This window comes from Massilia sp. CF038, from assembly GCF_900129765.1.
In the GTDB taxonomy this organism is placed as follows: Bacteria; Pseudomonadota; Gammaproteobacteria; order Burkholderiales; family Burkholderiaceae_D; genus Telluria_A.
Map to the genome: position 1 here is coordinate 1908583 of NZ_FQWU01000001.1, position 12405 is coordinate 1920987.

General features: G+C 62.0%; 14 protein-coding genes. 10 read left to right on the forward strand and 4 right to left on the reverse strand.

The genetic code is table 11. The annotated features are described in order from the left end of the window. Position 1 precedes the first annotated feature (1 nt). Positions 2-724 (forward strand): hypothetical protein, encoded by a 723-nt coding sequence (locus tag BUC24_RS08675; RefSeq protein ID WP_073213806.1) that lies wholly within the window; start codon positions 2-4, stop codon positions 722-724. After that, positions 721-1185, forward strand: coding sequence for a hypothetical protein (locus BUC24_RS08680; protein ID WP_143167429.1), 465 nt, complete (start codon positions 721-723; stop codon positions 1183-1185). Before BUC24_RS08675 ends, BUC24_RS08680 begins: the two co-directional genes overlap by 4 nt. A gap of 2 nt (positions 1186-1187) precedes the next feature. On the opposite strand, the gene BUC24_RS08685 is transcribed toward BUC24_RS08680, so the two are convergent. After that, the gene (locus tag BUC24_RS08685) at positions 1188-2081 is read right to left on the reverse strand and encodes a hypothetical protein (RefSeq protein WP_073213812.1); all 894 of its coding nucleotides are present in this window, start codon (positions 2079-2081) and stop codon (positions 1188-1190) included. Then, the gene (locus tag BUC24_RS08690) at positions 2062-3045 is read right to left on the reverse strand and encodes a type II secretion system protein (protein WP_178372502.1); all 984 of its coding nucleotides are present in this window, start codon (positions 3043-3045) and stop codon (positions 2062-2064) included. Before BUC24_RS08690 ends, BUC24_RS08685 begins: the two co-directional genes overlap by 20 nt. Before the next feature lie 99 nt (positions 3046-3144). Between BUC24_RS08690 and BUC24_RS08695 the strand changes: the two genes are divergently transcribed. The 5 genes from BUC24_RS08695 to BUC24_RS08715 all read left to right on the forward strand — a co-directional run bounded on the left by BUC24_RS08695 (position 3145) and on the right by BUC24_RS08715 (position 7093). Then, positions 3145-3909 carry an ABC transporter permease gene (locus BUC24_RS08695; RefSeq protein ID WP_229448102.1) on the forward strand — a complete coding sequence of 255 codons (765 nt, stop codon included), beginning with the start codon at positions 3145-3147 and terminating at the stop codon, positions 3907-3909. A gap of 2 nt (positions 3910-3911) precedes the next feature. Continuing rightward, entirely contained in the window at positions 3912-4619 is a 708-nt protein-coding gene (locus tag BUC24_RS08700) for a hypothetical protein (protein WP_073213820.1), read from the forward strand. Continuing rightward, positions 4616-5224 carry a response regulator gene (locus BUC24_RS08705; RefSeq protein ID WP_073213823.1) on the forward strand — a complete coding sequence of 203 codons (609 nt, stop codon included), beginning with the start codon at positions 4616-4618 and terminating at the stop codon, positions 5222-5224. Before BUC24_RS08700 ends, BUC24_RS08705 begins: the two co-directional genes overlap by 4 nt. After that, positions 5217-6299 (forward strand): sensor histidine kinase, encoded by a 1083-nt coding sequence (locus BUC24_RS08710; protein WP_073213825.1) that lies wholly within the window; start codon positions 5217-5219, stop codon positions 6297-6299. The genes BUC24_RS08705 and BUC24_RS08710 overlap by 8 nt, the downstream gene beginning before the upstream one ends. A gap of 110 nt (positions 6300-6409) precedes the next feature. Continuing rightward, a complete protein-coding gene (locus BUC24_RS08715; protein ID WP_143167431.1) occupies positions 6410-7093 on the forward strand; it encodes a prepilin-type N-terminal cleavage/methylation domain-containing protein in 684 nt (227 codons plus the stop codon). A 68-nt stretch (positions 7094-7161) separates the two neighbouring features. Here the strand turns inward: BUC24_RS08715 and BUC24_RS08720 are convergent, their stop codons facing one another. Beyond that, positions 7162-7398, reverse strand: coding sequence for a hypothetical protein (locus BUC24_RS08720; protein WP_073213828.1), 237 nt, complete (start codon positions 7396-7398; stop codon positions 7162-7164). Positions 7399-7526: 128 nt separating this feature from the next. Between BUC24_RS08720 and BUC24_RS08725 the strand changes: the two genes are divergently transcribed. Next, entirely contained in the window at positions 7527-8795 is a 1269-nt protein-coding gene (locus BUC24_RS08725; protein ID WP_073213831.1) for an MFS transporter, read from the forward strand. An 18-nt stretch (positions 8796-8813) separates the two neighbouring features. Here the strand turns inward: BUC24_RS08725 and BUC24_RS27495 are convergent, their stop codons facing one another. Beyond that, a complete protein-coding gene (locus BUC24_RS27495) occupies positions 8814-10436 on the reverse strand; it encodes a methyl-accepting chemotaxis protein (protein ID WP_073213834.1) in 1623 nt (540 codons plus the stop codon). A 174-nt stretch (positions 10437-10610) separates the two neighbouring features. Between BUC24_RS27495 and BUC24_RS08735 the strand changes: the two genes are divergently transcribed. After that, a complete protein-coding gene (locus tag BUC24_RS08735) occupies positions 10611-11534 on the forward strand; it encodes a LysR family transcriptional regulator (protein WP_073213837.1) in 924 nt (307 codons plus the stop codon). Positions 11535-11661: 127 nt separating this feature from the next. Then, positions 11662-12399, forward strand: a complete 738-nt coding sequence (locus BUC24_RS08740; protein WP_073213840.1) for an SDR family NAD(P)-dependent oxidoreductase — start codon at positions 11662-11664, stop codon at positions 12397-12399. The last annotated feature ends 6 nt before the right edge of the window (positions 12400-12405 follow it).

Consider the following 12405-nt stretch of genomic DNA (forward strand, 5'->3'; position numbering starts at 1 on the left):
CATGGAAGCGAAAAATCCTGCTACCCCAGCCAGGCCGGGACCGGCCAAGCCCAAGGTCGTGATCGAGGCCTACACCTTCCGCAAGCAGGGCTGGCCCTATATCCGTCAAGCCGGCATCACCTTTGGCATTGTGTTTCTCCTCAGCGCGGTATTGGTCACGGCCGTGCGGCTGGTGCTGCTGCAAGTGCGCCCGGCCACGATTGCCGCCCAGGCGCGCCAGATTGCCGCGAATGAAAAGCTGGCGCAGGTTGAAATGGAACGCGACAACCTGCGCGATTATCAGCCCAAGTTTGTGCAGTTGCGCACGCGCGGCTTTGTGGGCCCTGAAAGCCGACTGGCCGTGATTGAAGCCATCCAGTCGATCCAGAAGCAGCGCCGCCTGTTGCCTGTTGCCTTTGATCTGTCGCCGCAAAAGACCATCGCGCTGGACCCCGCCTTGCTCGAGCCACCGCTGGAACTGCATTCGACTGCGGTGCGGCTGCGCCTGGATCTATTGCATGAGCGGGACCTTGTCGACTTTTTCAATGACCTGAAGACGAAGGGTTTTTTCACCGTGAGTGAATGTCTGATCAATACCGGGCAGGGCGCGGCAGATGACAGCCTGGCAGCACGGCTGAACGCGGACTGCACCCTGTTCTGGCTGACCGTGGACGCGGCTGCGGTGGATCCGGCAGCCGTCCCCGACCCGGCCGCCGTGCCCGTGCCTGCGGAGGCGGTCAAATGAGGCGTCAATTTCTACTTTGGCCCGTGTTGTGTGCCGCACTGGGGATCGCACCGGCAGCGCCCGCACAGGAAATCGGACGCCTGTTCACCACCCCGGCGCAGCGCGCCGCGCTGGACCGGGCGCGCGCTGCCAGGCCGGCCGATCGCAACGCCGCAGTGACGGACAGCGAGGCGCCGGTCGCAGTAGCAGAAACGCCGCTGCGTGAGGGCGAGCAAGTGTTAATGGTCAACGGTGTGGTGCGCCGGAGCGGATCCGGCCGAGACACCATCTGGGTGAACGACACACCCCTTGCCAGCGGCGAGCGCTTGCCCAGCGGTGCCACGGTGGCACAAGGCCGCAACGGCACACTGGCCGTGACTCTACGTTCCGGCAAACGGGTAACAGTCAAGCCGGGCCAGAACGTGGATGCCGTGTCAGGCAATGTGCGCGAAAGTACGCAGGCGCCGGCCGAAGGCCGCTGAGCTCAATGCGGTGAGCGCGCTGCCAGCCTGGCCCGTTCCAGCACCGTGGTGATGGCCGGGTGGCTGAGTATGTCGTCGAAATAGCTGGCGCCGCTCACAGCAACGGGGGCACGGTCGATGAATACAGTGGCGCCCGTGAGCGCCAGGCCATTGCGGTTTGGCAGTTCGCTGCTGCCAGCGCTACCCCCATGCAAAATCCCATTTGCATCATACGCACCCACGCTGTTGGCGCCGTGCATGACCAGCACATAGGGAGCGCCCGTGGACACGGGCGGCGCAGCAGGCTGGCCTGCCCACGCTGGCGCGGGCTGGTTCAGCCAGTTGCCATTGCCGTCCTGGACCTGCAAGCCTTTTCCATACAAGTAGTTATTCGGGTGCATGCACGCATTGCCGCTGCACGGGGCGGGGCTGCAGGCGTTGGCGGCGCCGGTCACACCGTTGGTGCTGCCGGCCGGGTCGCACCAGCTCATGTTCATCAAGGTAAGCAGGTTGCTCGCCAATGCAGGCTGGACGCGGTAACTGATGCGCTGATTCCAGGCGTCGCGGGCCTGGTCTTCGCTCAGGCTCAAGGTGACCCAGGGCACCACGCCATTGATCTGCGTGGCAGGAACGCATTGACCGGTCGACAGATTAATCGCTTCCGTGCCAGCGTTCACCAGTCCGCTCCTGATGGTGCCATTGGCAGGGCAGGGCAGGCGCCGGTGACGCGCGACGAACTCGGCCAGGGCGTGGTCGATGACCGCCATTTGCGCTGGACCGCTGGCGCTCATTTCAAGGGTGCGTTGATTCGCCTGCAGTGCAAACACCGCCAGCACGGCCAGCGACAGCACCATGACGATACCGACGACGGCCAGCAGCACCGCGCCACGCTGCGGATTAGTGCGCGCGCGGTCCAAGATTGGCCCGGTTCAGTACCGTCATGATGGTGGGGTGGCTGAGGTAGTCGTCAAAATAGGCAAGGTAGTACGGCGCCTGCCCCGGTGGCGTGGTGGGGCGCACCTGCTTCAACTCAGCCAGCGGCGCATCCCGGTACACATTGAGCTGGGTTGCATTCAACACCAGCGGCTGGTCTGCCATGTTCGGCAATTCATCGTCGGGATTGATGGAGGAGACGGCTGTACTCACCAGGGTGCCATTGTTGCCGTAAGATCCGGTCCGGCTTGTACCGTGCGAGATGACCACATACGCTGCCCCGCTGCCGTTCGGACGGTTGTTCTGGCGCTGCGCAAAGCCCGCCGCGGCATTGCGCCCGTTCCAGACATCGAGCCCTTTGCCGGCCAGGAAATTCGTCGGCGACGTGCAACTGGCCGAGCCGGTGCAGCTTGCGGCCGGGACGCTGCAGGCGCCGCCAGGCGCGGTCACACCGGTGGCGGCTGGGTCGCAATTGCTCATGTTCATCAGGCCGGCCGTGGACGCCAGTGCCGGATCGACACGGTAAGTCATGCGGCCATTCCAGGGATCGGTCACGTCGTTTTCCGACAGTCCCAGTGTCACCCAGGGGAGCACACCATGCGTCTGGTTAGCCAGACTGCAGGCGCCAGCGGTCACCAATTCCGTGCCTGCATTGACAGCACTGACAGCGAGGCGGCCGTCAGCCGGGCACGGCAGGCGCTTGTGGATGGCGACAAAATTGGCCAGTGCCGTGTCGACCGTGTCGAGCTGCACCCGCACGGCCTTGCGCCGATTGGCATCGAGCATGCCGCTAGTCAGGCCGATCAGCATGGTAGCCGCCAGCCCGATGATGACAACCACGATCGCCATTTCAATCAGCGTAAAGCCGCGGGTGCGGTGGCGTGGGGCAGGGGGCAGGTCGAAGGAAGGCAAGGGGCGTCGCTCCAGGGTTGCAATATTGCCAGTCAAGCCGGCGGTTTCTGCCCGCCAGTTTGCGGCCAAATGTGCGATTATTCTGATTATCAACTATTTTACGGCGCGGACCCGGATTTCATGAATTTTCAGCCGATGCGACAAATCCGTTCGATTGCTTTTTATACATTGCTGGAAGCAGTGCGCAATCGTATGGTGTGGCTGATTGGGGTGGTTGCGCTCATTGCAGTGGGTCTGTCCGGCTTTGTCGACAGTCTGGCCGTGACCGAAAGCCGGCAGATGCAGGCCGCGCTGGTTGCAGCGCTGGCCCGCTTCGCCGCCGTCTTCATTGTCGCCACCTTCGTGGTGACCAGCATGGCGCGCGAGTTCAACGACAAGGCACTTGAATTGCTGCTGGCGCTGTCGCTGCCGCGCGCCGCCTACCTGTTTGGCAAGTTGCTCGGCTACGGCGCCATCGCCTTGTTGCCCGCCGTGCTGTTTGGCGCGCTGATGCTGCTGTATGCGGCACCCCTGCAGGCGGCCATCTGGACGGTGTCGCTGGTGTGCGAATTGTGGATCGTGGCAGGCTTTGGCTTGCTGTGCATTTTAACCTTCAAGAACGTCATGGCAGCGCTCAGTGCGGCCATGACGTTTTACCTTGGGGCACGCTCGGTCAGCGCGTTTGTGCTGCTGGCACAAGGTCAGGCCAGCGAGGCCGGCGCCTCGCAGCGCGTGATCGGCGGCGTGTTCGACACGTTGGCGGCCGTTTTGCCGCGCCTGGATGAATTCACCCGTTCCGATTGGCTGGTGCACAACAGCGGTAGCTGGGGCAATTTGCCGGCCATCGTGCTGCAGACCTTGCTGTGCATGGCTCTGATTGGCGGCGTGGCGCTGTTTGACCTGTACCGCAAGAATATCTAGCAATGCGCGAACGAGCCATTTCCTCGGTCCCCCTGCCAGCCCTGGCATTGCTGGGACTGGCGCTGCTTGCGCAGTTGGCCTGGCACGCGATGGTGCCGCCACAGCAGAACAGCGACATCACGCTGAGCGCGCCGCCTTCGCTGAGCACACTGCGCCTGGCGGCGCTGGGCGACCCGGTCGCGCTGTCCAAACTGCTGATGCTGCAAGTCCAGGCTGCCGACAGCCAGGGCGGCAATGTGGCCCTGGGCCGTCTCGATTACCAGGCACTGGAGGCATGGCTGGAACGCGTTGCCGATCTCGACCCCAAGGCGGCTTACCCCATGTTCGTTGCAGGCCATATATACGCGGAGGGCGGCGATATGGCGCGCAAGCGCCAGATGCTCGAGTTTGTGTACCGCCGTTTTTTGCTGGACCCCAAGCGCCACTGGGGCGCGCTCGCGTATGTGACCATGGTGGCCAAACATCAGCTGCATGATTTGCCGCTGGCATTGCGCTACGCGCGCGCGCTGCGCCAGGAGGCGACGTCGCCGAAGGTGCCATCCTGGGCCAGTCAGATGGAACTGTTTGTACTGGAAGACATGAACGAGCTCGAAAGCGCGAAAATACTGGCCGGCGCCATGCTGGCGAGCGGGCAGCTGACCGATCCAAACGAACGCGCCTTCCTGAACCGGCACCTGAAGGCGCTCAACGCGCGCACGGGCGCCAAATGAGTGGCCTGCGCATCCTGCTGGTGGAAGACGATCCGGCACTGCGCACCATGCTGCGCGGGCTGCTGGAAATGAATGACTTTCAGGTCTGTGAGGCCGACCATCAGGCCGCCGCCATGGCCTTGCTGCGCGAGGACCCGGCCATTCGCATCGTGCTGCTCGACTTCGGGCTGCCGCCGCATGCCCACGACATGACTGAAGGCATCGCCACCCTGAAAGCGATTCAGGCCGAAATCATGACCGCCAAAGTGATCGTGCTCACCGGTCAGGACCAGGATGCGGCCGCACTCGAAGCGATCCGTGAAGGCGCCTTCGATTTTCTGGCCAAGCCGGTCGCTTATGACGCCATCCTGCGCGCGATCACGCGCGCGGCACTGTTCCTGGATAAAGAGCAGCAGCTCAGTCTGGAAGGCATCACCCGCATTGCGGTCAACGCGCAGGCAGGCGAGGGCTTGAAAGGGATCCGTTCCGATGCGGAAGAACGCCTGGTGCGGCAAGTGCTCAAGGAGACGGGCTTCAATGTGTTTCAGAGCGCCAAGCGGCTGGGCGTCAAACGCGAGAACGTCTACTACTTCATGAAGAAGTTCGGTATCGTGCGCGATGATTGAGCAATTTCATCTTTACCTGATCCTCATTGGTCTGACCATTGGCTCGGTCATGGCGGCGCTCTGGTACAAGGCGCGCCAGGCCAGCATGCTCAACCTGGAATTGATTCGCTTGAACGAACAGCTTGGGTTCGATGCGCCTGCCTTCCTGCGCCATGCCTGGGGGTTGCTGGCGCGATCGAGCCTGCGGGGCATGCAGTGGGAGCTGGACTGGTTTGGCGTGCAGACGCGCGAGGAGGTCGGTGTTGCCAAAGGGCGGCCAGCGCAGCACCGGGTCGAGGTGGGCGAAATGGCCTTGGTGCTGACGGTCTACCGCCACGATGGGCGCGGCGAGCAGCGCTACTTTGAAGAAGGCCTGATCGAAACGCTGTTGCTGCTGCTGCGCACTGACATGCTGATCAAGGCAGGCACCACCGATGCCGCGCTGTCGCATATGTCCAAGCTGAATCTGTTTCTGCAGCACGACATGAAAAACATCGCGCAGTTCATTCAGCTGATGAGTGATCAACTGGCCGCAGTCCCGGCCGGAAAAGAGCACAAGGTCCTCGACTACCTGCGGGTCGCCACGCCCTTGATCCGCCATCGCGCCGATCGGATCGTGCGCACGCTCACGGTGGGCGCCGCGCCATCTGCGGCGGGACAGCCGGTGCCATTGCGGCCTTTATTGGAAAAACTGTGCGCGCTCTACGATCTGGAATGCCAGATCGATGGCGACGCCGCCGTGGCGACCGACCCGAATGTGCTGGAAACGGTACTGGACAATATCTTAAAAAATTACAAAGACGCGAGTGCGCGCGAGAACATCACGCATCTGCTGCTCGAATTTACCGTGACCGCGCAAAACGATACCGTGCAGCTGACGGTGCAGGCGCCGGCTGCGCCACGGGCGGCAGCACCGGAGCGCATGTTCGAACCGTTCTGGAGCAGTACGCCGGATGGCCTGGGCATCGGTTTATACCAGGCCCGCCACTTGATCGAAATGCAAGGCGGCAGCTTGTCGGTCAGCCAGGACGACGGCCAGCCTTTGCGTTTCCACCTGCATTGCCCCGTTGCCGATTCGACAGGCTTGTCATCCTGACTGTGAAGATATTGCCCGTGTAAAAAATTTAGACAGGTGGATTATTTATTGCGCCATGGTAACTTAGCTTCCATCGAAATCGATCGCGATTTCATTTACGTGGAGCTTATATGAAACATAATTCCTTCCTGTCACGCAAACAGTCCGGTTTCACCCTGGTTGAAATCGCCATCGTTCTGGTCATCATTGGTTTGCTGCTGGGCGGCGTGCTCAAGGGCCAGGAAATGATTGAAAACGCCCGCATCAAGTCGGTCGTTGGCGACATGAACGGCATCTCGGCTGCGTACAACTCGTATTTCGATCGCTACCATGCGATCCCTGGTGACGAAACCGCAGCCACCTTTACCGGTCGCGGCTGGGCTGGCACTGCAGTGGGCAACGGCAACGGCGTGCTGCTGATCACGCCCGCACAAACCTTCACCAACGGCGGTGAGCAAGCGGCACTGTGGCGCTCGCTGCGCGCTTCGGGCATGACTTCCGGCGATCCAACCGCGCCTGCCACTGCAGTCGGCCTGCCACGTGCTGGCACCGGCGGCCTGCTGGGTGTGACCGTCGGCGTGTATGGCATGACGGGCAACGCCATCTGCGTATCGGGTCTGACCACCAAGCAAGCATCGGGCGTGGACACCACGATCGATGGCGCGCTGCCAGCAACCAATATCGGCAATAACGTCGGCAACGCACGTGGTGCAACCGGTGTTGCGCCGCTGGCACCGACGGCTGCCGTGCCAGGTCCAACCGCTTACAACGAAACCACCGTGCTGACCCCATGGACCATGTGCCGTACCCTGTAATCTGACGCGCAAGCGTTGCACTAGCCCACCTTTGTGTGGGCTATTTTTTTGTCTGTACGCGATGGTGCCTAGGTCCTCAGCCCATCAAGAATGGCAGCCACGGCTCGTTCCGCCTCCGTTTCGGCCTCGTGCTGGTCTGCAAACGTGTGATCGGCTGCCACGCGCTGCTTGGCGAACACGCTGGTCATATGCATGGGATTGTCAGACGGCATCGATATCGCGACAAAGGCGCCCCATTCTTCGGTGCCTTTCAGCTGTTCAGCGATAAATTCCACCAAGTATTGATCGATTGTTTTGGTCGGCATGGGTTCTCCAGAAGGCATTGCGTCTTGACGCTCGCACCAAGGATAGCCCGGCTGCGTTCGGAAGCCGAGCACGTTTGGTAGTATGGCGTTTCCCCACACCGAATTGATTATCAAAGGCAAGGAATCCGATGGCCGACCGACCAGCACCATTGACTGCAGAGGCGCAAGCAAGCAACTTCACCGGCTATCAAAAATTTGTCGCAGGCATGCTTGCCTTCCTGCAGTTTGCCGTCATTCTCGACTTCATGGTGATGGCGCCGCTCGGTGCGCTGATCATGCCGGCGCTGGGCATCACGCCCGCGCGCTTCGGCATGGTGGTGTCGGCTTACGCGTTCAGTGCAGGCATCAGTGGCGTGCTGGCGGCGGGGTTTGCCGACCGCTTCGACCGCAAGCGCTTGCTGCTGTTCTTTTACGCGGGCTTCCTGGGCGGCACCTTGTGGTGCGCCATGGCCCAATCGTTCGAATCCTTGCTGGCCGCCCGTATCGTGACGGGCCTGTTTGGCGGCGTGATCGGCTCGGTCCTGCTGGCCATCATGACTGACCTGTACGCCCCCAATTTGCGCGGGCGCGCCATGGGTATTTTGCAGACCGCGTTTGCCGGCAGCCAGATCATGGGACTGCCCATTGCACTGTACCTGTCCAACCACTGGAGCTGGCATGCACCGTTCTTCATGATTGTTGGCGTGGGCATCCTGGGCGGCATCGTGGTGGTGTGGCGATTGCAGCCTGTGAACGCGCATCTGGCACTGCCGCGCGAGACCAGCGCCTTCAAGCATTTGCTCGGTACCGTGGGCGACAAGCGCCATCTGCCGGCGTTTGCCACCACGGCGCTGCTGACCACGGGCGGCTTCATGTTGATGCCGTTCAGTAGCGTCTTCACGGTCAACAATCTGGGCATCCACATTGCGCAGTTGCCGACGATCTATCTGGTCACGGGACTGTGCACCATGTTTGCCGGTCCCCTGGTGGGCAAGGCCGCCGACCGCTTTGGCAAAATGCCGGTGTTCCTTGCCGGCAGTGTGCTCACTTCGGTCATGGTGGTGACTTATACCCATCTGGGACCGGTCCCGCTGCCAGCCGTGATTGCCGTGAACGTGATTCTGTTCATCGGCATTTTTTCGCGCATGATTCCCTACCAGGCCATGTCGGCTTCGGTGCCGGAGCCGGCCAAGCGCGGCGCATTCAGTGCCATCAGCGCCGCGATCCAGCAACTGTCCGGCGGTGTCGCTGCAGTCGTCGCCGGCCATCTGGTGAGCACGGGTGCCGATGGCAAGCTGGTCGGCTTTGCCAACGTCGGCTACGTGGTGGTATGCAGCACGATTGTGGCCGGTTTCCTCGCGCACCAGGTCCACCGTGGCATCGTGCAGCGCGAGGCCCTGGCAGCTGCCGCATCCTGATCGGCAGTTCGTTGACACTCAGGCCGCCAGCCTGGCAAGGCGGGGCGGACGGATTGGGCGCGCAGGCAGGGCGGCGGCACTCTTGGGGCGCGCCGCCGGGGCAGTGTCGAGGCGGAACGTCGCGACGACCTCGCCCAACTGCCGGGCCTGCTGGTGCATCGCAGCCGACGCCGCAGCCGAATCTTCCACCAGGGCCGCGTTCTGCTGGGTCATTCCATCGATCGCGCCAACGGCTTTGTTGATCTGTTCGATGCCGGCAGTCTGCTCGCGGCTGGCCACACTGATGCCAGCCATGATGTCGGTCACGCTGCCGATGCTGCTGACAATCTCGCGCATGGCCGTCCCGGCCTGGTCCACCAGACTGGCGCCCAGCGTCGTTTGCTCGACCGATGCCCCGATCAGGGACTTGATTTCGCGCGCGGCCGAGGCTGAGCGCTGCGCCAGATTGCGCACTTCGGTTGCCACCACGGCGAACCCGCGTCCTTGCTCTCCAGCGCGCGCCGCTTCCACGGCAGCATTGAGCGCCAGGATATTGGTCTGGAAGGCGATCCCGTCGATGACGCCGATGATGTCGACAATCTTTCTGGCCGAAGTGTTGATGGAACCCATGGTATCAACCACGCGGGCGACCACCGTGCCACCTTCGCCGGCAACGGCGGCGGCCGTCTGGGCCAGCAGATTGGCTTGTTGCGCGTGGTCGGCATTTTGCTTGATGGTGGCCGTGAGCTGCTCCATGGACGATGCGGTCTCTTCAAGGGAGCTCGCTTGTGCTTCGGTCCGTGCCGACAGCGCCAGATTGCCGCTGGCAATGTCCGATGCGCCGCGCGCGATCGCTTCAGTGCCAGCCTGAACTTTGCCGACGGTGTGACGCAAGCTGGTGTTCATGTCTTTCAGGGCGCGCATCAGGCGCCCCGTTTCGTCGTCGGAAACGATTGCAATGTCCTGGGTCAGATCACCGGCGGCAATTCTGCCGGCAATGTCGACCGCTTTTTCCATTGGCCGCGAGATGGCGCGCACCAGCCATACTGCCATGCCGCCAGCCAGGACCAGACTGAACGCGACCGCAGTCAGGCAACTGATCCACACCAGCCGGAAATTGCGCTGGGTCTGGTCAAACTCCGCTCTGGCCACATCGAGTTGCAGTTTAAGCAGGGCATCAATCCCGGCGCGCACCGGCTTGTACAGCCGTGCCATCTCACCATGCACCAGGCTGGCTGCGCCCTGGTTGTCGCCGGCACGCAGCGCGACCAGGGCCGGTGCCAGCCCGGCGCTCTGGAAGGCCATACGCTGTTGGGCAAATTGTTCCGCCAGTCGGCTTTCTTCTTCGGTGTGCGCGGTGGCCATGAAGGCGGTCCAGCGCGCTTCGATGGTGTTCATGTTCGTATCAATCTGGTTCAGCGCATCGGGCAGAGCGGGTGCGGACAGGCCCTTTGCCACGATCAGCTGATTTTCATCGAGCAGGCGCACGATGGTGTCGAGCTCGGACATGGGCACCAGGCGGTCGTCGTAAATGCGGTTGGTGGACTGGTTGGCCAGATGCAGGCTGCCGATGCCAATCAAGGCACCGGCCAGCAATTGCGCTGACAGGAAGCCAATGACAAAAAGGAGTCTCGAGCGGATGGTTAGTTTGCTGAACTTCATGTTGCGGTCCTTGCGGGTCTTGGATGGTAGACACCATTCTGGCAAGGTAAAACCGCAAAATCGTTGATGCAAATCAAAATCAAATTCCTTAAAGTAATTTTATCAGGGTGGCCAAGCGTACGGTTAGTTGGAAAAACGGATAGGATAGGCAATCGATACATCATGTAACAAGCCATGGCCCGCCAATTCGACGATCTCCAGCTCGGCAGCATCGAGCTTTTCTGTTCTACTGCCGAGCTGGGCAGTTTCACCGCAGCCGCAACTGCCGCGGGCGTGACGCCCGCTGCGGTGAGCCGCGCGATCTCGCGCCTGGAGGCGCGGCTGGGCGTTCGATTGTTCGTGCGTACCACGCGTACCCTGAACTTGACCGATGCCGGCCGCGATTATTACGAACAGTGCCGGGCTGCGCTGCATCAGCTGGTCGAAGCGGAGCGTGTCGTCACCGGCCGCCAGAGCGCGCCTTCAGGCCTGCTGCGCATCAGTATGGCCACGCCCTACGGCCACTATCGCGTGCTGCCGCTGCTGCCGGCATTTTCCGCACGCTACCCGGAGGTGCGGATCGAATTTCACCTCAGTAATCGCAATGTCGATTTTGGCGAAGAAGGCTTCGATCTGGCGATTCGCGGCCGTACGCCGGCCGATTCGACCATGATCGCGCGTCACCTGGAAGATGCCGAACTGGTGCTGGTGGCCACGCCGGCTTACCTGGCGCGCTGCGGTTCGCCCCGCAATCTGGCCGAGCTGCAGGACCATAATTGCATTCAGTTTGCGTTGCCCAGCACGGGGCGCAATATCGACTGGCTGTTTCGCGACGGTTCGCAGGAGATCGACTTGGCCACGACCGGCTTGTATGGCTGCGCGGAAGACATTCTGGGCGCGGCCACCCTGGTACGCGCGGGCGGCGGCCTGTTTCAAACCTACCGCTTCATTGTCGCTGACGACTTGCGGGCAGGGCGGCTGGTGGAATTGTTGCCGTCGCTGGGTGGACGTTCGCGTCCCTTCTACCTGATTTATCCCCATGGGCGCCACCTGACCACCCGCGTGCGTGCCTTTGTCGATTTTCTCATTGAACATTTGCGCAGCGACGCAACCGCTTGAGCACGTGATTCATTACATCATGTATCGAGTGAATTGATTCAGACCATCTTTTTCCTGTGGCATGCGATGCCTATAGTGCTTGAACGGGTGCACCCACCCGACCCTCAATCACTGAAAAGGAAACATCATGAACAAGGTCCCACGCACCGTCGTCATTACCGGTGCATCGAGCGGCATCGGCCTGGCACTGGCCGCAGCTTACCTGCAACGCGGCGACAACGTGGTGGGCAATGCCCGCAACGCACAAGGTCTGGAGCGGGCTGCCGCCCAGCTGGGTAACCCATCCGGTTTTGTTGGCGTCGCCGGCGACATTGCCGACCCGGCCACCGCGGTCGCACTGTTCGATACAGCCAAAGCGCGCTTTGGCACCGTCGATGTCCTGATCAACAACGCCGGTATCTTCATCGCCAAGCCCTTTCACACGTACACACCCGACGATGTCGAGCGCCTGGTCGCCACCAATCTGATGGGCTTTTTCTATCCGTCGCAGCAGGCAGCGGCGCACATGGTGGCCAATGGCGGCGGGCATATCGTCAACATCACGGCCAGCGTATCCCTGCAGCCTAGCGCGGCCCTGCCGGCCGTTCTGCCAGTGCTCGTCAAGGGTGGCCTGAACAGCGCAACGCGTGCGCTGGCACTGGAACTGGCGCCGCACAATGTCAAGGTCACTGCCGTGGCCCCCGGGATCATCGACACGCCCTTGCATGCCCCGGGCACGCATGACTTCCTCAAGGGCCTGCAGCCAACCGGCCAGTTTGGCCAGGTAAAGGACATTGTCGACGCGGTGCTGTACATGACCGACGCCAGCTTCACCACCGGCGTGGTGCTCAGTGTCGACGGCGGCGCCACTGCCGGCGTCTGGTAGGAGAGC

What these genes read in the sequence shown, in the direction of transcription:
- BUC24_RS08695 (WP_229448102.1), top strand. Translation starts at nt 3,145, where the DNA reads ATGCGACAAATCCGTTCGATTGCTTTTTATACATTGCTGGAAGCAGTG.
- BUC24_RS08680 (WP_143167429.1), top strand. Translation starts at nt 721, where the DNA reads ATGAGGCGTCAATTTCTACTTTGGCCCGTGTTGTGTGCCGCACTGGGG.
- BUC24_RS27495 (WP_073213834.1), bottom strand. Translation starts at nt 10,436, where the DNA reads ATGAAGTTCAGCAAACTAACCATCCGCTCGAGACTCCTTTTTGTCATT.
- BUC24_RS08735 (WP_073213837.1), top strand. Translation starts at nt 10,611, where the DNA reads ATGGCCCGCCAATTCGACGATCTCCAGCTCGGCAGCATCGAGCTTTTC.
- BUC24_RS08720 (WP_073213828.1), bottom strand. Translation starts at nt 7,398, where the DNA reads ATGCCGACCAAAACAATCGATCAATACTTGGTGGAATTTATCGCTGAA.
- BUC24_RS08675 (WP_073213806.1), top strand. Translation starts at nt 2, where the DNA reads ATGGAAGCGAAAAATCCTGCTACCCCAGCCAGGCCGGGACCGGCCAAG.
- BUC24_RS08725 (WP_073213831.1), top strand. Translation starts at nt 7,527, where the DNA reads ATGGCCGACCGACCAGCACCATTGACTGCAGAGGCGCAAGCAAGCAAC.
- BUC24_RS08700 (WP_073213820.1), top strand. Translation starts at nt 3,912, where the DNA reads ATGCGCGAACGAGCCATTTCCTCGGTCCCCCTGCCAGCCCTGGCATTG.
- BUC24_RS08710 (WP_073213825.1), top strand. Translation starts at nt 5,217, where the DNA reads ATGATTGAGCAATTTCATCTTTACCTGATCCTCATTGGTCTGACCATT.
- BUC24_RS08740 (WP_073213840.1), top strand. Translation starts at nt 11,662, where the DNA reads ATGAACAAGGTCCCACGCACCGTCGTCATTACCGGTGCATCGAGCGGC.
- BUC24_RS08715 (WP_143167431.1), top strand. Translation starts at nt 6,410, where the DNA reads ATGAAACATAATTCCTTCCTGTCACGCAAACAGTCCGGTTTCACCCTG.
- BUC24_RS08705 (WP_073213823.1), top strand. Translation starts at nt 4,616, where the DNA reads ATGAGTGGCCTGCGCATCCTGCTGGTGGAAGACGATCCGGCACTGCGC.